This window comes from Fibrella forsythiae, from assembly GCF_017353175.1.
Taxonomy (GTDB): Bacteria; Bacteroidota; Bacteroidia; order Cytophagales; family Spirosomataceae; genus Fibrella; species Fibrella forsythiae.
In genome coordinates this window covers 133,229-154,085 of record NZ_JAFMYW010000006.1, presented here as the reverse complement: position 1 = coordinate 154,085, position 20,857 = coordinate 133,229, and the positions used below count along the sequence as shown (strand labels likewise).

General features: G+C 51.0%; 14 protein-coding genes. 8 read left to right on the top strand and 6 right to left on the bottom strand.

Features of this window, described 5'->3' with window-relative positions:
* Window positions 1–8: 8 nt before the first annotated feature.
* The 5 genes from J2I46_RS19405 to pyrG all read right to left on the bottom strand — a co-directional run bounded on the left by J2I46_RS19405 (window position 9) and on the right by pyrG (window position 7,979).
* On the bottom strand, window positions 9–1,010 hold the full coding sequence (locus J2I46_RS19405; protein WP_207330715.1) for a glycosyltransferase family 2 protein: 1,002 nt from the start codon (window positions 1,008–1,010) through the stop codon (window positions 9–11).
* 17 nt (window positions 1,011–1,027) lie between these two features.
* Window positions 1,028–2,311, bottom strand: a complete 1,284-nt coding sequence (hemL, locus tag J2I46_RS19400) for a glutamate-1-semialdehyde 2,1-aminomutase (RefSeq protein ID WP_207330714.1) — start codon at window positions 2,309–2,311, stop codon at window positions 1,028–1,030.
* Between the two features lie 111 nt (window positions 2,312–2,422).
* On the bottom strand, window positions 2,423–4,159 hold the full coding sequence (locus J2I46_RS19395; protein ID WP_207330713.1) for an ABC transporter substrate-binding protein: 1,737 nt from the start codon (window positions 4,157–4,159) through the stop codon (window positions 2,423–2,425).
* A gap of 159 nt (window positions 4,160–4,318) precedes the next feature.
* Window positions 4,319–6,154 carry a membrane protein insertase YidC gene (gene yidC, locus J2I46_RS19390; RefSeq protein ID WP_207330712.1) on the bottom strand — a complete coding sequence of 612 codons (1,836 nt, stop codon included), beginning with the start codon at window positions 6,152–6,154 and terminating at the stop codon, window positions 4,319–4,321.
* Window positions 6,155–6,290: 136 nt separating this feature from the next.
* Window positions 6,291–7,979: a CTP synthase gene (pyrG, locus tag J2I46_RS19385; protein ID WP_207330711.1), complete on the bottom strand. Its 1,689-nt coding sequence runs from the start codon at window positions 7,977–7,979 to the stop codon at window positions 6,291–6,293.
* A gap of 407 nt (window positions 7,980–8,386) precedes the next feature.
* Between pyrG and J2I46_RS19380 the strand changes: the two genes are divergently transcribed.
* The 3 genes from J2I46_RS19380 to J2I46_RS19370 all read left to right on the top strand — a co-directional run bounded on the left by J2I46_RS19380 (window position 8,387) and on the right by J2I46_RS19370 (window position 12,015).
* A complete protein-coding gene (locus J2I46_RS19380) occupies window positions 8,387–10,078 on the top strand; it encodes a helix-hairpin-helix domain-containing protein (RefSeq protein WP_207330710.1) in 1,692 nt (563 codons plus the stop codon).
* Between the two features lie 264 nt (window positions 10,079–10,342).
* The gene (locus J2I46_RS19375) at window positions 10,343–11,158 is read left to right on the top strand and encodes a phytanoyl-CoA dioxygenase family protein (protein ID WP_207330709.1); all 816 of its coding nucleotides are present in this window, start codon (window positions 10,343–10,345) and stop codon (window positions 11,156–11,158) included.
* A gap of 77 nt (window positions 11,159–11,235) precedes the next feature.
* The gene (locus J2I46_RS19370; protein ID WP_207330708.1) at window positions 11,236–12,015 is read left to right on the top strand and encodes an SDR family NAD(P)-dependent oxidoreductase; all 780 of its coding nucleotides are present in this window, start codon (window positions 11,236–11,238) and stop codon (window positions 12,013–12,015) included.
* Here the strand turns inward: J2I46_RS19370 and J2I46_RS19365 are convergent.
* A complete protein-coding gene (locus J2I46_RS19365; protein ID WP_207330707.1) occupies window positions 12,000–12,503 on the bottom strand; it encodes an Lrp/AsnC ligand binding domain-containing protein in 504 nt (167 codons plus the stop codon). The genes J2I46_RS19370 and J2I46_RS19365 overlap by 16 nt on opposite strands.
* 542 nt (window positions 12,504–13,045) lie before the next feature.
* Between J2I46_RS19365 and J2I46_RS19360 the strand changes: the two genes are divergently transcribed.
* The 5 genes from J2I46_RS19360 (at window position 13,046) to J2I46_RS19340 (ending at window position 20,806) form a co-directional block, all read left to right on the top strand.
* Entirely contained in the window at window positions 13,046–14,275 is a 1,230-nt protein-coding gene (locus J2I46_RS19360; protein WP_207330706.1) for a DUF819 family protein, read from the top strand.
* A 188-nt stretch (window positions 14,276–14,463) separates the two neighbouring features.
* Window positions 14,464–17,595 carry a glycosyltransferase family 117 protein gene (locus J2I46_RS19355; RefSeq protein ID WP_207330705.1) on the top strand — a complete coding sequence of 1,044 codons (3,132 nt, stop codon included), beginning with the start codon at window positions 14,464–14,466 and terminating at the stop codon, window positions 17,593–17,595.
* Window positions 17,596–17,917: 322 nt separating this feature from the next.
* Window positions 17,918–18,511, top strand: coding sequence for a 1-acyl-sn-glycerol-3-phosphate acyltransferase (locus J2I46_RS19350; protein WP_207330704.1), 594 nt, complete (start codon window positions 17,918–17,920; stop codon window positions 18,509–18,511).
* Window positions 18,512–18,638: 127 nt separating this feature from the next.
* Window positions 18,639–19,919 carry a hypothetical protein gene (locus J2I46_RS19345; RefSeq protein ID WP_207330703.1) on the top strand — a complete coding sequence of 427 codons (1,281 nt, stop codon included), beginning with the start codon at window positions 18,639–18,641 and terminating at the stop codon, window positions 19,917–19,919.
* 35 nt (window positions 19,920–19,954) lie between these two features.
* Complete coding sequence (locus tag J2I46_RS19340; protein ID WP_207330702.1) at window positions 19,955–20,806, top strand: hypothetical protein; 852 nt, start codon at window positions 19,955–19,957, stop codon at window positions 20,804–20,806.
* Window positions 20,807–20,857: the final 51 nt, after the last annotated feature.

The window sequence follows — 20,857 nt, the reverse complement described above, 5'->3', positions numbered from 1 at the left end:
ACAGCGTTTCAGGTACCAGTCGGCTTTCTGGCGTCTTCATTCCCCTTTTTTTGCGGAAATAGGTGTAACCATTCACCCACAAACCCGAAACCGTAGGCCGAAAGCTGGGTAATGGCTGCCTGTAGACTAAGCCAGCCGATCGGTAAACTCTTTTCCTGCGTTGTGGCGTCGACCAAAACCAGCAGCGCAAAAAGCAGATAAACAGCTGCACCCAGTTTGGCCAGCGGTAACCAAATAATGGCTAACAAGGGTAAGCTTACCCAGCCAAGTGTGAACAGAACGGGGAACGTGTGGACAAGTTTGATTGGAATGCCAAACGATCGCTGTAGTTGAACACGCGTACGGCCAAAGTCAATGATCTGCCGAAAGAAGGCACTTAGAGTACCCCGGCGTTTGTGAAAAACAACGGCATCAGGAATAAGCCCCACCTTGTAGCCGAGGCGAATTAGCCGGGTGCTCAGTTCCATGTCTTCACCCATATCGCGTTTGGCAAATCCGCCGGTTTGGGCAAATACCTGCCTCGACATCCCCATGTTGAATGATCGGGGTAGAAAAATACCGCCCACGTTCTGTTTTTTGCCTCGAATGCCACCGGTTGTAAATACCGACGTCATTGCATAACTGATCGCCTTCTGGGTATCTGAAAAATCAGGACTTGCTCCGTCTGGCCCGCCGTAGGCATCCAGGGGCGTATGCTTCAGGTACGTATCAACGGTTTCCAGGTACGTTGGTGGTACCACCGCATCGGAGTCGAAGACAATGAAATAATCGCCGGTAGCGCGCTCGAAACCGTAATTCCTGGAAAAGCCCTGGCCTGTATTGGGCTTGTCGTAGTAACGTACCCGGAGCTTGTCCAGGTACGTCGCCACCACGTTGTTGGCTTTATTCGTTGAGCCATCTTCAATTACCAGCACCTCGAAATCCGTCTTAGTTTGCCGGGTCAGGCTATTCAATAAATCAGCCAGCTCGTCGGGACGATTATAAACGGGAATGATAATTGAAAAGGTCATATTCACGATGAGTCCGCTTAGCTGATTGCCACCGCTAATGATTCTTCGCTAGCCTGAATCACCTGATCGATCAGCTCATCAGTTAAGGCGGTCGAGGCAAACAGACTTTCGTACTGAGCAGGAGCGAGGTACACGCCCCGCTCGAGCATAGCATGGAAATACCGGCCGAACTGAGGAATGTCTGATGTTTTGGCTGAGTCCAGATCGGTGACCGGTTTGTCAGTCATGAAAAGGGTAAACATTGAGCCAATCTGGTTCACCGTGTAGTTCAGCCCCAGTTTAACGGCGCTGGCCCGGAAACCATCGGCCAGGCGCCGACCAACTTCATCAAGACGTGTGTATACCTCGGGGTGGTTGTTCAGATGGTGAAGCATAGCCAACCCCGCCGACATGGCAATGGGGTTACCTGATAACGTACCTGCCTGATACACAGGCCCCGCCGGTGATACCATGTTCATGATATCGGTACGTCCGCCGTAGGCCCCAACTGGCATACCACCGCCGATGATCTTGCCCATGGTGGTCATGTCGGGCAGTATACCGAAACGTTCCTGCGCTCCCCCTTTGGCAAGCCGGAAGCCAGTCATTACTTCGTCGAAGATCAAGATGATGCCGTGTTTTATGCAGAGATCACGAATTCCCTGCAGAAATCCTGGCTCAGGCAAAACGCAGCCCATATTACCCACTACCGGTTCCAGAATGAGAGCGGCAATCTGATTAGGATTGGCATCGATCAAACGCTCAACGGCAGCCAGATTGTTATAAGGTGCCGTCAGGGTGTCGTGGGCAGTAGCTTTCGTTACGCCAGGGCTATCAGGCGTACCCATGGTCATGGCTCCGCTACCGGCCGCAATAAGAAAGGAATCGCCGTGGCCGTGGTAGCAGCCTTCAAACTTGATTAATTTGTCGCGTCCGGTAAAGCCACGAGCCACCCGAATGGCGGCCATAGTGGCTTCCGTTCCCGAATTGACCATACGAACTTTCTCAACGGAGGGCACCATTTCGATGATCAGTTCGGCCATTTCTACCTCTTTTCGTGTTGGCGCGCCGAATGAAAATGAATGCTGAATGGCGTCGCGAACGGCTTTTTCAACTGGTTCAAACGCATGGCCGAGAATCATCGGCCCCCACGAATTGATCAATTCGATATACTGCCGATCGTCTTCATCGGTGATGTAAGCGCCCTTCGCTGATTTAATAAACAGGGGATTTCCACCTACCGCCCGAAAAGCCCGCACCGGTGAATTGACACCGCCGGGAATCAGCAGCTTTGCTTTCTCAAAAAGTTCTTCGCTCTTCATAGTGAATGAGCGAATGAGCAGATGATTGCATGAACGAGTTAGGCGTTGCCTATGCAAATTGGAGGGCATAGGCACTGTATTAATCACTCGTTTTTCTCATCTGCTCATTCGCTAATTGATTTTTACGAACCGGCTGCCATCAAACTTAATAATGGGAACAACCTGATTATCATTTGATTTAGAGTAATCGAAGCCTGATAGCACGTAGTCGTCGCTTACGTCTGATCGCATCAGCACTTTTGATCTGATTGTTCCTCGTGCCAGTTGGCGGCCAAAGAACAGCAGCATATCGTACCCCTGCGCCGCAAACGTTGACGGAATGATGTTGCGCTTGGCCAGGTACGTTTCCTGAAACACTTCAGTGGGGCTGCGCTCGATATCCATGAACTCCGGTGCAACCAGGTACAGCTCCCGTCGTGTGAAGGTCGACAGCGAGTTCCGGAAATAATTGAAAGCCGGGTAGGTGGCAATCAACGGACTTGATATGCCCCGCTTGCTCAGCGCATCCAGCATAGCCGTCCCGTCATCGTTATTGCTGCTGGCAAGGAAAACATGGCCAGGTTTATTTTCTTCCGTCAACTTCATCTTAGCCGCCATCGCCGTAGCATTACCGATCAGACGCCGGAATTCGACCACTTGAAATCCCTGAGCCTTCAGGGTAGACTGATAAGCTGATGCCAGCAACGAATCTTTGCGGGATGCTCCGAAATACACGGCTGCTTTCCGGATGGTTGTTATTTCTTTGGCAAAGTTGGCGGTTTCAATGGCCTGCTGTGTGGTTGATGGCTGGGCCAGGAAGGCATTGGGCTGGTTCGCAATAAGTTCGTGATTAGTGGCGATAGGATTCACCAGGGGAATGTCATTCTGGGTTGCAAAGGCTGAAACCAGCCGATTTGGCTCGGTGTAGAGTGGCCCGATGAGCAGGTCGTTCTGGGCGAACGACGCGTTGTTCAACAAATCCAATGTCTGATCGGCGTCATTATCGATGTCATATGCGAACAGATTAACGATGATACCTTCGGCCATGAGTTTGGTCTTAGCCAGTTTCATGCCTTCATACAGATCGTATACATACTGATTTGAGCGTCCCCGTTCAGTAGTGTTGAACCGATTTACCCGAAACGGGAATAGAACACCTATATTAAAATAGCCTTTTGCCTTGGCTTTGTCAACACGCGCTGTTGTGGCTGGCTGGCTTACAGGTACGTTCGGTTCCACAGGCCGGCCAACTGGAGGCTTGCTGACGGGCGTTGGGACAATGCCATACCGATTGGATAGACGATCCGATAACTCCAGATCTTCCTTATCCGACGACGTTCGTTGGATGAGGTCAACCAGCGTTCGGGCGAGCGTTTTGTTTTTCGGGTACTGTTTTTGAAGCGCTTTAAGTCGATTCAGGTCGCTGATCCGGGGCAGAAAGGTTTGCTCCATTCGGTCGAGATCATTCCTCAGGTCGGGATCGGCGATCAACTGCGTGTAAGACAGGCCTTCATCGTATAGCCCCTGTTCATACGCTGCTGCGGCGGCCAGGTAGTAGGCTTCTTCTTTCTTGAGCCAGTTTGGGAACCGATCGATCAGTTCTTTCAGCGTAGCCCGGGCTGCTTCGTAGCGCTTTTGCCGGTACGAGGCATCGGCATAATAATAATAGGCGAAGGGCGCGTAACTACCATCCCGTTGCATTACCGGCTGTAATTCAGCTCGCGCCTTATCGTAATCGCCCATTTGTACCAGACGAACGCCAGCCTTATAGCGCCGTTCTATGTCTTTGTTTTTCTGAGCATTACCTTCTGTGCTTGCTAGGAATCCGGCCCAACAGAGCGCAACTAGTTTAATCTGCTTCCTGGTCATAACTGTCAGTGGAACGCGAAAAAAGCAACGCCTTCGCTGCGTTGCTTTTTTCGCGTTGCCAGTTTAGGCATTTTAAGTGATCCGCTGCCAATTGTGGAACACGGCGGTTTTGATGCGGTTATGACGTAACAAACCGGCTAAGGCAACTGATACACAAACTTATTTTTTAGCCCGTTTTTTGGCCTCTTCAGCTTGCTTGCGGGCATCTTCGGCAGCTGAGAGCTGTTTCTGAAGCATCTCCTGGAACTTCGACTTCTTGCCACCACCAGCGGCAATCTTTTTTCGGTTCTCATCGAGCATGGCTTTCAATTTCGTTTCGTCAACGAAATTCCGGATGAGGAGCTGCTGGGCAATAGTGACCACGTTTGAAACAAAATAATACCAGGTCAGACCCGCCGGGAATGAGTTCAGGACGAACATAAACATGACCGGAAAAATGTAACTCATGGCCTTCATATTCACCGGACCAGGCTGTTGAGGCGTTGTCTGGTTATTATAATAGGCATACGCAATACTCGAAATGGTCATCATCACCGTGAACAGGCTCAGGTGGTCGCCAACGAACGGAATGGTGAAACCAAACTTGATGAACGAGTCATACGTAGACAGGTCGGGCGCCCACAGGAAGGTTTTCTGCCGTAATTCAATCAGGTTCGGAAACAGCTGGAACAGCGCAAACAGAATGGGCATGGTGGCCAGCACCGGAATACAACCGCTGAGCGGTGAAACGCCCACCTCCTGATACAGCTTCATCTGCTCTTGCTGCTGCTTGGTCATATCATCGCCAACCCGTTCTTTAATAACGGCCAGTTCAGGAGCCAGCACCCGCATTTTAGCCATGCTGATGTACGATTTATACGTCAGCGGAGTCAGGAGAAGCTTGACAAAAACAACCAGGCAGAAAATCAGCAGACCGTAATTGCCAATGAATTTCTCGAGGAAATTAAAGACTGGTACAAAGAAGTATTTGTTGATTGGCTTAAGAATTGAGTAGCCCAGATACACGTTCTGGTCGAAGTCAGGGGCAACGCCCTCTTTAATGATCTGGAAATCGTTGGGGCCGTAATAGTAGCGGAACTGGCCTTTACCCGATTTGATGTCGGCGAGCGGAATGCTTACGTCGGCAATCGCCGTTTTCACGGTGCTGCTATCGGCAAGGTCAACAATGGTCTGAAACTTCGCCTTGTTCAACTGCGTATTCTGGGCTATGAACGCAGACAGGAAGTATTTGTGCTTGATAGCAAACCACTTAACTGGATCCTCTACTACGGCCTCGTTGCTACTTTCGTTTTCGGCCAGGTGGTCGAAATTGTCTTTCGTTGTCAGGTAGTTGATAGTAGCCGCACGGCGGTTGTTGCTCAGGTCATTCTCGAACTGCGGCATCCGGTCTTCCCACAGGAACCGTACTTCTGCAGTTGCAGGTACATTATCTATGTTGCTGGCTTTCAATGCATAGTCGATCGCGTAGCCGGTAGCCGGAACAGTGTATGACTGTTCAATAGCCTGCCCATTGCCTGCGTTGGCCCGGAAGGTGATTACCTGCGGTTGGCCCGAAACGGAGCCACCCTGTGAGGTGGTCTGATAATACAACTCGTGTAGATCGACTTTGCCCGTTTTGGTAGGCATTTCAAGCACTGTACGGTTCGTTTTGGCATCGACCAGCAGGAGTGGCTTATTGTCGAACGTCTTGTATTTCTTCAGGAGCACTTCTTTTACCCGGCCGCCCAGCGTACTGAAGGTTACTTTAACTTCCGGATTTTCAACAACGATATCGCGGGCTTCGCCAACTGCTGCTGGAGCAAAATCGCCAAACTGGGTACGTGCGGCGGCTGAATCGAGCGGGGCGGCGGCGGTAGAAGCGCTTCCCGGTGCTGGCTTGGTTGTTTTAGTGATTTGGGCCGGTTTCTTTTCCGGCGGGGGTTTCGGTACCAGGTACTGGTAACCGACAAACATGGCCAGAATAAGGAGCAGGCCAATTAGTTGATTGCGATCCATTTTTTATGTTTACAGTTTTCTGTTTTCTGTTTTCTGTTTCGTGTGGCACAGGAGCAACAGGCACCCGCAGCAGGAGACAGCAGACAGAAAACAGCAAACCATATTTCCGAGTGCAAAATTACGCCAATACGTCCGGTTAACCAACAAGGGTTTCGGAGGTCGCGGGCGTAGCATATGCCTGCCGGTGATCCGAGAAGGCCATGGCGGCTTTTACAAATTGCACAAACAGGGGCTGAGGAGCCATAACCGTACTTTTCAGTTCAGGGTGGAACTGAACACCAACAAACCAGGGGTGTTTGGGGAGTTCAACAATCTCGATCAGGCCTGTTTCGGGGTTTGTACCCACAGCGCGCATTCCGCCTTTTTCAAACTGATCGGCATAGGCGCTGTTGAATTCATAGCGGTGCCGGTGCCGTTCGCTGATAAGCGTTTTACCGTATGCCTGATAGGCCAGCGAATCTTTTTTAATCTTGCAGGCGTACGCTCCCAACCGCATAGTGCCGCCCATATTGACCACTTTTTTCTGGTCTTCCATCATGTTGATGACCGGGTGTGGCGTTTCGGGGTTCATCTCATACGAGTGCGCATCGGCCAGGCCCAGTACGTTGCGGGCGTATTCGATCACGGCGCATTGCATGCCTAAGCAGATGCCGAAGAAAGGAACGCCGTTTTCACGGGCATACTTAATCGCGTTGATCTTGCCTTCGATACCCCGTTCGCCAAAGCCCGGCGCCACCAGAATACCATCTAGATCGCGCAGGCGATCTTCTACAGCCGCTTCATCAGCCAGATTTTCTGACTGAATCCAGTCGATATGCACTTTGCACTCATTCTTCGATCCGGCATGAATGAACGATTCGGCAATTGACTTGTAGGCGTCGTGCAGTTCTACGTATTTACCCACCAGACCAATACGTACCTCGTGGGTCGGGTTCTTGAGGCCGTTCAGGAATCCTTTCCAGGCCTCAAGGTCGGCGTCCTGGTCATTATACAGGTCAAGCATGTACAGTGCGCGCTGATCGAGCCGTTCCTTTTTCATTAGCAGGGGTACGTCGTAGATCGTCTCGGCGTCCATTGCCTCAATTACCGAGTTCACCTGTACGTTACAGAACAGCGCAATTTTCCGCCGGATGTCCATTGGAAGGGGATGTTCGGTTCGGCAAACGAGGATATCTGCCTGAACACCCGACTCCTGAAGCATTTTTACGGAGTGCTGCGTTGGTTTTGTCTTCAGTTCACCCGCCGATTGGAGGTAGGGTACCAGCGTGAGGTGAATGATCAGCGTATCGTGTTCATTCAGTTCAAACTTAAACTGGCGAACTGCCTCGATGAAGGGCAGCGACTCAATGTCGCCCACGCACCCGCCAATTTCGGTGATCACGATATCAAATTCTCCGGAGTCGCCCAGTAAACGCAGATTACGCTTGATCTCATCAGTAATGTGCGGTACCACCTGCACGGTTTTTCCAAGGAAATCACCTTTGCGTTCGCGGGTGATTACGTTGTTGTAGATGCGCCCAGTGGTGATGTTGTTGGCCTGCGATGTGGGTGTGTTCAGAAACCGTTCGTAATGACCCAGATCGAGGTCTGTTTCAGCGCCATCATCGGTTACGTAGCATTCGCCGTGTTCATACGGATTAAGCGTACCGGGGTCGATGTTGAGGTATGGATCGAACTTTTGGATGGTGACCGACAGACCGCGTGATTGAAGCAGTTTGGCCAGAGAAGAGGCAATGATGCCTTTTCCTAAAGATGATGTTACCCCGCCGGTAACAAATATGTATTTCGCGGAAGTTCGCGTAGAGTTGGTGCCCGTTGCCGCCATGAGAATAATCAGGTTGAAGCGTTACGGGGTATAAAGATACTACTAAGCAGGGAGGAAAAAGGAAAGCATCGTCGGAAATAATCGGTTAGGCTTTGTCAACGGCTACCATTTATCCCACAAATCCCCGACTCAATCATCTGACAGTGACAGCACCATACTCACCTGACTGCTTCGCTAAATTTTTTTTAGTATTTGACTTACCTCATCACAAAGCGCCAGTGAATTGCCGGCGTTTCAGGCTGGAATTGGTGAGGTGCTTACGAAAGGCGTTCGGAGATATAGGGCGTATTCCAGGGATGGAGCCTATTTCGCCAGTGATACTGCCTGGGTTGCCTGAGCTGTTCTACAGTCGTATGCAAGTGAAGTAGCAGGAATGCCGTATTTTGCGTACCCATATTTTTCTTTGCATGACGAATTCTGATATAATCGACAGCCTCGAACTCACAGCCCGTCTAATGGAACTTCATAACGGAGATCCATTTCGGACGAAGGCGTTTTCCGGGGCTGCCTTTTCCCTCGAAAAAGTAACTGAGGATCTCACCGGGCAATCGGTGGCTGATCTGATCAAGCTGCCGGGCATTGGTAAAACGGTCGCTACCAAAATCCGTGAATTTGTAGAGACCGGTCATCTGGCTGAATTGGATGAACTGCTGGCACAAACGCCGCCCGGTGTGCTCGATATGTTCAGGATTAAAGGCTTGGGTGTGAAGAAAGTAAAGACGCTCTGGCATGAATTGGGCATCGAAACGCTGCGTGATCTTCGGCAGGCCAGTGAAACCGGACGCGTGGCCGCCATTAAAGGGTTTGGTGAAAAAATTCAGCAAAACATTCTCGATAACCTCGATTTCCTCGAAAGTCAGTCGGGGAAAGTCCGAATGGATAAAGCCGATCGGTTAGCCATTCAGCTTCGCGATGAACTGGCCGAGTTGGGTAGGGTAGAAGTGAGCGGTCAGGTACGTCGGCGGTCAATCGAAGTAGATACCGTGGAGTTACTGGTTGAATCAGATGACCCGCTCGCCGTTCAGATGTACCTGAATGCTAAGCCCGGATTGACTCAGGACGTGCCTGCTTCGTCGCCCTTCACATGGCGCGGACGGGCAGAAGGAACCGACGTCCGGGTCGCTATTATAACGTACCCGGCAGCGCAGTTTGATCAGCAGTTGTTCATTCGATCTGCTTCTGGAGTACATCTGGCCGAAACTGGTCCAACAGGTAAAACGTTGCTGCAAAGCGCTACGAACGCCTCGGCCGGATCAACGGAAGAAACGATCTATGCGCAGGCGGGGTTGCCTTTTGTGGTTCCTGAAATGCGTGAGAATGAGCAGGCGTTTAGGTGGTCGCAACGTCATCAGCCTGATGAACTGATCACTTGGGATGATTTACGGGGTACATTGCATAACCATAGCACCTGGTCAGATGGAAAGCATACCCTCCGGCAGATGGCCGACTATGCCCGCGAGCTTGGCCTGCAGTACTTCGGTATTGCCGACCATTCCCAGACAGCCAGCTATGCCGGTGGCCTCACGCCTGAGCGGGTTGCTGCCCAGCAACTGGAAATCGATGCGATCAACGCTGACTATAAAGCTGCTGGCCTGGAATTTCGCATTCTGAAAGGGATTGAATCTGATATACTTGGCGACGGTTCGCTGGATTATACCGATGAAGTATTAGCCACGTTCGATTATGTAGTGGCTTCTGTGCACCAGACCCTGAATATGACCCAGGAGAAAGCTACTGCCCGGCTGTTGCGGGCCATCGAAAATCCGTATACCACCATTCTGGGGCATCCAACCGGTCGGCTGCTGCTGGCCCGTGAAGGGTATCCACTCGATTTCAGGGCTATTATCGATGCCTGCGCTGCTAACCGGGTTGTCATTGAAATCAATGCCAGTCCTTACCGGCTTGATCTCGACTGGCGCTGGATCGATTACGCCATGAATCGTGGCGTATTGTTGAGTATTAATCCGGATGCTCATGAAATGCGCGGATTACACGACATGCAGTATGGCGTATATGCTGCCCGCAAGGGCGGGTTAACCCGCTCAATGACATTTAATGCATTTACACTCGACCAGATGAATCAATACGTGGCGAAGTGAGTTTAGAGAGTACGGAAAACTGGAAAAAGTACTATTTTTGCAGACCGTAATTTTGATTTAATCAGATTTAAAGCCGTAGCGCCGATTTTCTGTATAAACTTTGTGCATTGAATTACACTCCAGCCAGTCTGAAGCGTATTTAATCCTTAAATCCGAACATTCATCATAAAAGTGTTTGGTTAGACTGGCATCCTGTACTTAATTTAGACCCCAAAAATTAGCTCGTAGCTTCCTTGATCGTACACAGTTACAACTGTCGCCAATATGAGAAAACTGCAATGCCCTAAGTTTGAACTGGGCGAGACCCTCACCGCTGAACAGAAGAATTTTTTTGACAAGCACGGAATAATCATCTTTCCGAATTTCCTGAACCGTGATACTGTAAAGCTATTTTTAAGTGAACTGGCCCGTATTGAGCAGGAATGGCTCGCCGATGGTCGGGATAAAATCAACGGCGTTCCCCTCAAATTCGGGCGTGACGAAGCCGGTAACAAAGTCATCCAACGGTCGTGTTTCCTGTCGCACGCCAGCCAGGTGTTGCACGAGTTTTTGCAGGATCCGCGCTTACAAACCGTTGTTGACCTGCTCCAGCCTTATGAAGGCCGGATGGGTGAAAACGAAAAAGACGGCCTGGTACTGAACAACTACGTTCGGACACCAAGCAGCCAGTATTCGCAAATGGGTTGGCACACAGACAGCCCCCGCGATATTTTTCTGGGTCAGCGCATTATGCCGATGCTCAACGTAGGTATCCACCTCGATGATTGCCCAATGGAAAATGGTGGTCTTCGGGTTTTACCTGGAACGCATAAGCAGAGCACGTTCCGGATGCTGTTTGGCAAGAAATACTTTGTCGACAATAATCCCGACCCTCGCGAAGTAGGTCTGGACATTCAGGCTGGTGACCTGACCGTACACGATGGCCGTATCTGGCACCGTGTGCAGCAGTCGCCGCTGATGGGTGAGGCTAGCCGCCGCCGGGTGATGTACGTACCTGTGGTTACGGGTAAATACAAGCCGAAAAACGAGTTCAGCAAAACGCCATTCTACCACCGCTTCATTCAGAAGGTGAACATTTAATAGGTTCCTACCCATTACGTTTGACTTTTCATGACAAATCCTTTCGAGTGTTTGTCATGAAAAGTCAAACTTTTTTTATGTCCTACGCACTCATCACCGGAGCCAGCCGGGGTATCGGTTTGGCCATCGCCGCCGAACTGGCCCGCCGTAAGTATAACCTGTTGCTTGTAGCCCGTTCAGGCGATCAACTCCAGAAATTGGCGCAGCAACTGGCCGCCGATCATAACGTAAAGGTCGATTCACTGGCCGTTGACTTGTCAGATGCCGTGGCCCCGCAACAGGTAATAAATTGGTGTAAGACGAATAAGTACGATGTGTCGGTGCTGGTCAATAACGCAGGTTATGGATTGAGTGGTCAGTTTGAACAGTATTCGCTGACTGACAACCTGGCAATGATGCAGGTGAATATGACCTCGCTGGTGCAGCTAACCCAGCTGTTTTTGCCGGAACTACGTCGACAATCCCGTGGCTATATTCTGAACATAGCCAGTTCAACGGCGTATCAGGCGTTGCCCGGCATGAGCCTGTATGCGGCAACGAAAGTGTTCGTGCTGAATTTTAGTCGTGGCTTGCATCACGAACTGGCAGGTACGTCGGTGAGTGTGACCTGCATTAGTCCCGGTGCTACCGATACCGGATTTAACGACCGGGCACAGATTAACCAGAAAGCGCGGGACGCTGCCAAGAAGATCACCATGACGCCCGACGATGTGGCTCAACAAGCAGTAGCCGCCATGCTGGCCGGCAAAGCAGAGGTGATTACTGGTGGTATCAATAAACTCGGCGCTTTCGCAGCCTGGTTGCTACCGAAAGGGCTGGTTGAAAAAACCGCTTACAAAATTTATAAAGAATCCTGATTCAGTACGGTCAACTCCGTGAAAGGAACCGGTCTATTGACACTTTCTTCCAGTGAAATAAAGGTTTCGGTGCGCTGAATGCCACCAACCTTCTGAATTTTGTCGTGAAGTACCTGACGAAGGTGGAGCGTATCCCGGCAAACGATTTTAGCGAAAATACTATAGATACCCGTGGTATAGTGAATATTCACAACCTCGGGTATTTTCATGAGCTGCTGAGCTACATCTTCGTATAGGGAGCTTTTGTCGAGGTAAATGCCCAGAAAGGCGCTGATGTCCCAGCCAAGTTTGGTGTGGTCGATGATGAGCTGCGAGCCGCGCACAATACCCATGTCTTCCATTTTCTTCATACGAACGTGTACGGTGCCGCCTGAAACAAAGATCCGTTTGCCAATCTCGGTATAGGCCATGGTGGCATCCTGCATTAACAGATTAAGGATTTTCAGATCGACGTTATCAATTTCTAAATTTTTGGCCGGTTTTTCCATATTGGTTTTGATGAATTGACAACAAAAATAGATTTTTTTTATCTAAACCGTAAATTTTGAGTTATTTTAATAAAATACTTGCAATGAAATGTGCGTGTCTATTATCTTTGCATTGTCAAGTTAATCAGGGAGTTGAGACGCCCGGATACGTAAACAGGACAACGTTTTTTTTTCATTGTAGGGTGTCGAAATTGGCAGACGTGCCCTCCTGTCTCGGGGGTGGTGATAAGGGATAAACGCAGCATAATGCCGCTTTGCGGAATTCGTTTCTTCGGAGCGACTGGGGTTGACCACCAGATGTTGTACTGTAGCTAACCGCACCGTGGGTGGTTCGAGTCCCCCTCCTACAGCTTTTTGGTTTTTAGTTTGTTGATGAAGTGTAATTACGACACGCCGGCTCAAATTGAGGCCGGCGTTGTTTATTTTGGGGCAGTCGAACGTCAATAGTCGGAGGTCGTTCTTAGTATTGCTGACAGATGCGTTGTCGGCGATCGGGTAGCCAATGTCTGCAATGCGCTTCCATCGAGTGTCAACCTCTTTTTATGACTGCCCCAGTTCTCTTTGGCGTTCTGCTGCTCATCATTGCGGGCGTACTCACTTCGGCCGCAAGTTCCCGGCCTGTCTGGCAACGATTCTACGGCATCGTCCCGACAACCCTTCTCTGTTATTTTTTGCCTTCGTTACTCAATACGGCTGGTTTGACCAGGCCGGAATCAGTAGATGCACTGTACTCCGTTGTCACCCGGATGTTGCTGCCCTGTAGCCTCGTCTTGTTTACGCTTGGCGTCGACGTGCGGGCGTTTCGTCGGTTAGGAAGGAAAGCCGTATTGATGTTCGGAGCGTCGGCTGTCAGTATTATGCTGGGTGGTCCGCTGGCAGTGTGGTTGCTGGCGTATGTAGCTCCGTCGCTTGTTGGTGGGGTGGGCCCTGATGCTGTTTGGCGGGGCCTGGCTACGCTTGCCGGTACCTGGATTGGCGGTGGTGCCAACCAGACGGCGTTGAAAGAAGTGTTTAAGCCGGGCGACGCTTTATTCTCTGCCATCGTCGCGGTCGATGTGTTTGTAGCCAATCTTTGGCTGGGTACGTTGTTATACGGTGCTGCCCGAGCACCGCGCATTGATCGGTGGCTCCGTGCGGATGCGTCGGCCGTTGATCAGGTACGTCAACAGGTGCAGCAGCAGGCCGAGATGAGTCTCAGAAACCCGACTACAGCCGAACTGGTGCAGATACTGGCGGTGGGATTTGGTTGTACGGCCTTGGCTACGGCCATTGCTGACCCACTGGCTTTGTATATCAACCTGCACTCACCGATACTGAATCGGTTTAGCCTGGGTACGTCGTTTTTCTGGCTGGTTGGGCTGGCAACCGCTCTGGGTGTAGCGGCTTCATTCACCCGTTTACGGAATCTGGAAGGGGCGGGGGCGTCAAAACTGGCTAGTGTGTTGCTTTATATCATGATTGCCACCATTGGCCTGAAAATGAACGTACTCGCCATAGCCGACCAGCCGGGGTTGATCATTGTCGGGCTTGTCTGGATGGCCTTTCATGTGCTGTTGATGATCGGGTTCAGCCGGCTGATCCGAGCGCCTTATTTCTTACTGGCCGTAGGCAGTCAGGCCTGCATCGGTGGCCCGGCAACGGCACCTATCGTGGCGGCGGCATTTCATCCATCATTGGCCCCTGTAGGGGTATTGATGGCCATTCTGGGATACGCTGTAGGTACGTACATGGGCTACGTCTGCGGCATTCTTATGCAACTGGCAAGCCCCTAAAAGCAGTTTACTGTCTTCCGTCGTCTGTCTTCTGTTGCGCTGCTGTTCATCGGCAACGTACCCAAGCGGCGCAGCAGAAGACAGGCGACGGAAGACGGTAAACTGCTTTGTTTAGGAATAATTAACACCCCCGTTGGCCCTTATTTCGCTATTTTTGGGCAATCATTACGTTCAATCCCTATACAAACATGCTTTCCTACAAACGCCTGAATAACCTGACTGGCTGGGTCATTTTCGCGGTGGCATTACTTACGTATGCCTTAACCGTTGAACGCACCGCCAGCTTCTGGGACTGTGGCGAGTTCATTGCCTGTGCCTATAAACTCCAGGTACCTCACCCACCAGGCGCACCCTTCTTCCTCCTGCTGGGGCGTCTGTTCTCCTTTTTGGCGGGGGGCGACGTTACCAAAGTGGCCTATTGGATCAACATGGTATCGGTGCTGTCGAGTGCAGCCACCATCCTGTTCCTGTTCTGGACTACGACCATGCTGGTGCAAAAGACCCTTTCAAAAGCAGAGTCTGAGTATACCACGGCCGACACGCTGCTGGTCGTTGGGTCAGGTGCAGTTGCTGCTCTTGTTTACACGTTCTCGGATACCTTCTGGTTTTCGGCTGTTGAAGCCGAGGTGTATGGCCTATCGTCGTTCTTCACAGCCATCGTTGTATGGGCAGCACTGCGTTGGGAGCGGATCGAAGATGAAGCTACGGCAAACCGCTGGGTGCTGCTGATCGCGTATCTGACCGGCCTCTCCATCGGCGTTCACTTATTGAATCTGGTTACCCTGCCAGCGCTGGCATTGTTGTTCTATTACAAACATTACAATCGACTGTCGCCCCGCGATATGATTGCAACCCTGTTGTTGGGTGTGATGCTAATGCTGGGGCTCGTGCTGCTGGAAAGCGTGATCTGGCGGAGTATCTACATGGCAGTGCTGGTTGGGGCGTTCATTATGGTGATGCGTACATTACCGGCCACCAAATACACCCAGCCAACTACCTGGGGCGTTATTCTGTCGTTTTGTATTGGCATGGCCTTCCTGGGGGTTATCAATGCGGGTGTTATTCCTGGTCTACCAAGTTCGGCTTTCGCGGTTGAACGGTTTGCCGTGAACACATTGGGCCTGCCCTTCAATGTAGGCGTTATCACGTTCGTTATCATTTTCTTCAGCGCGCTGATTTACCTGATCATCTGGTCGGGCCGGAAGCGGAACGTGGCCCTGCACACGGGTCTACTGGCCTTCGCATTCGTGCTGATCGGTTATGCGTCGTTCATTCAGGTACTGGTGCGATCGAACTACAATACGCCGATCAACGAAAATGATCCGAGTGATGCACTGAACTTCATCTCGTACCTGAAGCGGGAGCAGTACGGTAGCCGCTCGCTGACTTACGGCCCCATTTTTACGGCCGAACCTACCGGCCAGGAAAGCGATAAGAGTAAGCTTGAGCCGGTATACATGAAGAACAAAACCGGCTATGAGATCTTTGATTACAAGCCGGTATACACCTACGAAAAAGGGGATCAGATGCTGTTTCCACGGGTGTGGAGCAATCAGCAGAATCACCCGCAACTGTACCGTCGCTGGCTGAATCTGGCCGAGGGACAGAAACCGACTTTTGGTGATAACATCAATTTCTTTATCACCTATCAACTGGGCCATATGTGGGCACGATACCTGATGTGGAATTTTGCCGGACGGGAAAGTGACATTGAGGGCGCTGGTTACCTAACGCCTTTCTCCAGCAATAAAGATCTGCCCGAAGTGTTGCAGAATAACAAAGGCCGCGACAATTTCTACATGTTGCCCTTAGTGCTGGCGCTGCTGGGTATCGTTTATCAGGCATTCCGGCGGCGGGGCGATTTCCTGGTGGTGATGCTGCTGTTCCTGTTCACGGGTATTGCGCTACAGGTTTTCCTGAACTCACCACCGTCTGAACCTCGTGAGCGTGATTATATCTACGTTGGTTCGTTCTACTTCTTCGCCATTTGGGTAGGTCTGGGTGTTACATCGATCGCAGAAGGACTAAACACGTTCATCAAGAACGCCACCCTCCGGAATGCGCTGGTGCCTGCCGTATTCCTGCTGGTGCCTGTGATGATGGGCATGAAAAGCTGGGATAACCACGACCGTTCGAACCGTTACCACTCGGTTGATTTCGCTAAAAACCTGCTAAACTCCTGCGCACAGAATGCCATTCTGTTTACGGGCGGTGATAACGATACGTTCCCGCTCTGGTATGCTCAGGAAGTAGAGGGTATCCGCCGCGATGTACGGGTGTGTAACCTGAGTCTTTTGGGTACAGAGTGGTACATTCAGCAGATGAAGCGGGATACGTATGAGTCGAAGGCCCTGCCTATCTCGCTCGATATGGAGCAATTCAATAAAGGTAAGAACGACATCGTGCTCTATTACGCCAATCCGTCGGTGAAGAGCGGGATCGATCTGCGCCAGTACATTAGCCTGATCAAGCAGAACAGCCCGGCTATTCAGGTGCCGCTGACAACCGGCGAAATGGCTAATACGCTGCCTTCGTCAACGCTGTTCCTGCCAATCGACAAAGCGGCAGTTGACAAAGCGGGCTTCGTTCCGGCCGAGCTGCGCCCTTATCTGAAAGACACCCTCCAGTGGACAATCGGTGAACGCAATCTGTACAAGCCTGACCTGATTATTCTGGATATGATTGCCGCCAACAACTGGCAGCGCCCGATTTATTTCTCGGCTACGCTGGGCGGCGAAAGCTACCTGAACCTGCGCGATCATATGCAACTGGAAGGATATGCCTACCGTCTGATGCCGGTGGCTATTCCGGGTGTGCAGGATGGGTACGTTAATAGCGACGTCATGTACAAGAACATGATGACCCGGATGGCCTGGCGCGAGATGAACAACCCGAATACGTATTACGACGAAACCTTTAAGGGATCGCCTGTAGTGTCGGCCCGGATTGCCTTCTTCCGATTGGCCGATCAGCTTCTCCGGGAAGGCAGGAAAGACCAGGCTAAACTGGTATTGGAACGCAGCCTGAACGTACTTCCCGATAAGAGTATTCCCTATGATCAGGTATCTGCGAGTTACGTGCGGCTCCTGCTCGAAATCGGTGATACCAAACAGGCTACTGACATCGCCGACACAATGAGCCGTCGGGCCGATCAGAACCTGACTTACTACGAAAAAACAGGCCGAACGGCGGGCGAAACCAATGCTGATCTGTACGGATTGCAAATGCTGTCTGAGGCCTACAAGGAAGCGAAGCAGCCGCAGTTGGCCAAGAAATACGAGGACCTGCTGCAAAAGCACCTGGCAATCGTTGGTAATTAACCTGAAACGGCCTCTGAATAGGGGCCGTTTTCTTTTTATCTTTGCACCAACTCAGTAGCATAATCAGTTGCGCCAGATTTTCTGGCCCTTAATTACGTTTTGACAATCATGACACACGACACGATTTCGACCATTGGCACCCTGATTTTTTACGCCGTACTACTTATTGCTTCGTTTATCACCGGTCGCTGGCTGGTAAGTAAAGAGCGGAATTATTAGTATTGTTCAACGGTTTAATGTCTAAAGTCCAACAGCTGGTTTAGTCTGGCGGTTGATCTTTAGACATTTTCTTTTTGAACCCCCGTTAACCCTTCCCTCAGTTATGCTTGGTGCGATTCTCACCTGGATTTACCATCGTTTAGGCTGGAAAATCGTCGGCCCACATCCAACGGTTCCTAAAGCGCTTTGGGTGGTGGCTCCACATAGCACCAACTGGGATTTCCCTATCGGCCTTTGGATTCGCCACGAAGTAGGTTCATACGTGGGTTTTCTGGCCAAGAGCTCACTGTTTACGTGGTATGGCGGCTGGTTTTTTCGTGCGCTGGGTGGCACCCCGGTGTATCGGGATAAAGCGAATAACCTGGTCGACGCCGTGGCCGATACTTTCAACCGCCATAAAGTGCTTCATATCTGCATCACGCCCGAAGGGACCCGAAGTGACGTGAGCAAGCTGAAGACCGGATTCTATTACATGGCTCAGAAAGCCAACGTACCCATGATTTTGGTTGGCTTCGACTGGACTCGCAAAACAATTGTGCTAAGCAAGCCTCTGTACGTAACTGGTGACTATCAGCGAGATATGCTCCCCTTCTACGAATTCTTCGCCAGCCTGGCCGAACCCCACAAAACCTGGTTACGCAACTGGGAAAAAACCGGCGAAATCCCTAACCCGGTATCTGTTTCGGCAGTAAAGTAAATTTCCGACCATTCTGCATCTGTTTTATAGGCTAACTTCGTTGAGTAGGCATATATTACGCATTCTATGTAGTATCTATATAGAGTAAATTGCGTTTTCCTGTCCATAACCTACTCGACGACAGCCCATGCTGCCTAAACTGGAACACTACCCGGTGAATTGGGTAGATGGGATGAAGATCGCCCGCAAGCACTTCACTGATTTCGAACACTTTGTCAGTGACCATCTGCGTGATAGCAGTGCCCTTGGGCTGACAAATTATAACTACGGATTGCTGGCGTCTGATGCACCGGCTTTTAGTGTTCAGGTGATTACTGACCGAAACCAGAATGTACGCATTCAACTCAGTAACTGCCGGGCCGTTACTGGAGCTGGCTGCCGGATCGAGGTAGTCAATCAGCCACTTGAACTGGCGACAAGCTTGCAGGCCATTCTCGACAAGTACAACATGCCGATGGCCGATGAGCTTCAATTTCTCATTGTCCTGTCGGTCGATCTGTATACGCGTCAGCCGGAGGGGGTGCCAGCCAATAACGAACCATTTCCCAGGCCACCGTTCACCATTCCGACCTACACGTTGGCTATCTTACCGAGTCATCAGCCTGGTGTAGACCGCAGTGCCGACTCACCACTAAATGGGCAAAATGGGCAGGCTACACCTACACCGGCTTATCCATCAGCCTCGTTCGAAGCATATCATATAGTAGTTGGTCAGTTGATGGCCAAATATGGTATTCTGAGCAATGATGAATCATTCATACCTTCTTGTGCGGCCATTAGCGCACACACAGGCCTATTGGCCTGGGCCGAAAAACTAAACAAAACGCTATCTGAGATCCAGCGCGATGCCTATCAGATTGTGGCGAAAGTAGTCAGGAAGCGCCGGACAGAACAGGCTTTTCGGGCCGGCCCCCTGGCTGAACAAATACGTATTCTGGCTGAAAGCGTAGCCGAAAGCCTCGATGATCCGTTGAACCACCTGCAGTTTGGCGGCCGCGAGCAGTCTCCCATGCATTACATCAGGTACGTTACCCGCGCCACCCGGCTGCTGAAAACAACGCTTGATTGCCTGTGTGAAGAAGACAAGAATTCACCATCCCTGGGCCGCGAACTGGTATTGCCTTACTTCCAGAGTTGGACAAACGTAGAACCTGCTACGGTCGAGTCGGCCATAAACGGCGTTATTGCCAGGCAGTACAGGCATACGCAACTCCAGCAGCATCTGCCCCTGATTGACCGTTGTTGGGACACTATCCGTGTGATTTTCAAGCGGATGACTGAACTGGAATACATTGGACAGGAAAATACGGATTACGATTTCGATACTCAACGCCGGTCAACTCACCGCGCCGACCGACCTGCCGATCGGGTGAACGATCCGTTTGGGGGCGGTTATAATTTTCAATAATTCGTTTGTAACGATCTTATCATCAGTTAATTACTATGGAACCTATCAACAAGGCCGAGCGTAGTGCATCCCTGTTCAACTTTGTGTTGGTCTATCTATTAATTACAGCCGTGCCAGTGGGCATCACGTATCAGTTGGCCAAAAAATCGGGCGGAAGCAGTCTGAACCAGAAAGCCGTAAGCGAGCAGCAATCATTGGCTACTGAAATGACGGCCTTGCAGTCGTACGTGAAAAAGATGGAAGACATCGATACGCGGCGTCCGGCCGAAAATGCCTCCAACGAAACCTGGAATGTGTGGTTACAGGAAGCAGAGAAACAGAACAGCGAGTTCAAGAGTCGGGTCGATATTTTTCAACGCAACAATCGGTTTACCGGCGCTCGGCTCACCATGCGCGATAATGCTTGTTCGTACCTCTATCGCATTAGCATCGAACGCCGCAACTACCTGTCGAAACGAGCCGCTCTTTTGGATCGTCGTGATGACTCCGATGCCCTGGGCAAAGCCGAAGCAGAAAAGAAAGAATTGCAGGATAAAGTAGACCAGCTCAAGGCGCAGAACGACCAACTGGTTATTGCATCTAATGCGGCGGTAGCAGCTAATCGGGGCGGCGGTGGCGCTGCAACGCCGGATTGTGGCCCGCTGAAAATAAAGATCGAGGAGTTGAACGATCAACTGGCCTATAACGCTGCCATTGCCAAGAAATCGCAGGCTGATATGCTCAGTATGGGCAACGATGTAACGAAACGGCGGCAACTCTATAGCCAGTCTCGACAAAGCCTGGAGAAGCTCACGCAGGATCGAAAATTTGATCAACGCCTGAAACAGCAGGCCGAAGAGAAACTAGACGAAATAGATCGGACCCTGCTCGCCCTGAATGCCAAGTAGCGGACTAGCGATATCGACAGGCAACAGAAGCGCAGCGAAAAAACTCAGCGT

What these genes read in the sequence shown, in the direction of transcription:
- J2I46_RS19375 (WP_207330709.1), top strand. Translation starts at nt 10,343, where the DNA reads ATGAGAAAACTGCAATGCCCTAAGTTTGAACTGGGCGAGACCCTCACC.
- hemL (WP_207330714.1), bottom strand. Translation starts at nt 2,311, where the DNA reads ATGAAGAGCGAAGAACTTTTTGAGAAAGCAAAGCTGCTGATTCCCGGC.
- J2I46_RS19360 (WP_207330706.1), top strand. Translation starts at nt 13,046, where the DNA reads ATGACTGCCCCAGTTCTCTTTGGCGTTCTGCTGCTCATCATTGCGGGC.
- J2I46_RS19370 (WP_207330708.1), top strand. Translation starts at nt 11,236, where the DNA reads ATGTCCTACGCACTCATCACCGGAGCCAGCCGGGGTATCGGTTTGGCC.
- J2I46_RS19405 (WP_207330715.1), bottom strand. Translation starts at nt 1,010, where the DNA reads ATGACCTTTTCAATTATCATTCCCGTTTATAATCGTCCCGACGAGCTG.
- yidC (WP_207330712.1), bottom strand. Translation starts at nt 6,154, where the DNA reads ATGGATCGCAATCAACTAATTGGCCTGCTCCTTATTCTGGCCATGTTT.
- J2I46_RS19380 (WP_207330710.1), top strand. Translation starts at nt 8,387, where the DNA reads ATGACGAATTCTGATATAATCGACAGCCTCGAACTCACAGCCCGTCTA.
- J2I46_RS19340 (WP_207330702.1), top strand. Translation starts at nt 19,955, where the DNA reads ATGGAACCTATCAACAAGGCCGAGCGTAGTGCATCCCTGTTCAACTTT.
- J2I46_RS19345 (WP_207330703.1), top strand. Translation starts at nt 18,639, where the DNA reads ATGCTGCCTAAACTGGAACACTACCCGGTGAATTGGGTAGATGGGATG.
- J2I46_RS19350 (WP_207330704.1), top strand. Translation starts at nt 17,918, where the DNA reads ATGCTTGGTGCGATTCTCACCTGGATTTACCATCGTTTAGGCTGGAAA.
- J2I46_RS19395 (WP_207330713.1), bottom strand. Translation starts at nt 4,159, where the DNA reads ATGACCAGGAAGCAGATTAAACTAGTTGCGCTCTGTTGGGCCGGATTC.
- J2I46_RS19355 (WP_207330705.1), top strand. Translation starts at nt 14,464, where the DNA reads ATGCTTTCCTACAAACGCCTGAATAACCTGACTGGCTGGGTCATTTTC.
- J2I46_RS19365 (WP_207330707.1), bottom strand. Translation starts at nt 12,503, where the DNA reads ATGGAAAAACCGGCCAAAAATTTAGAAATTGATAACGTCGATCTGAAA.
- pyrG (WP_207330711.1), bottom strand. Translation starts at nt 7,979, where the DNA reads ATGGCGGCAACGGGCACCAACTCTACGCGAACTTCCGCGAAATACATA.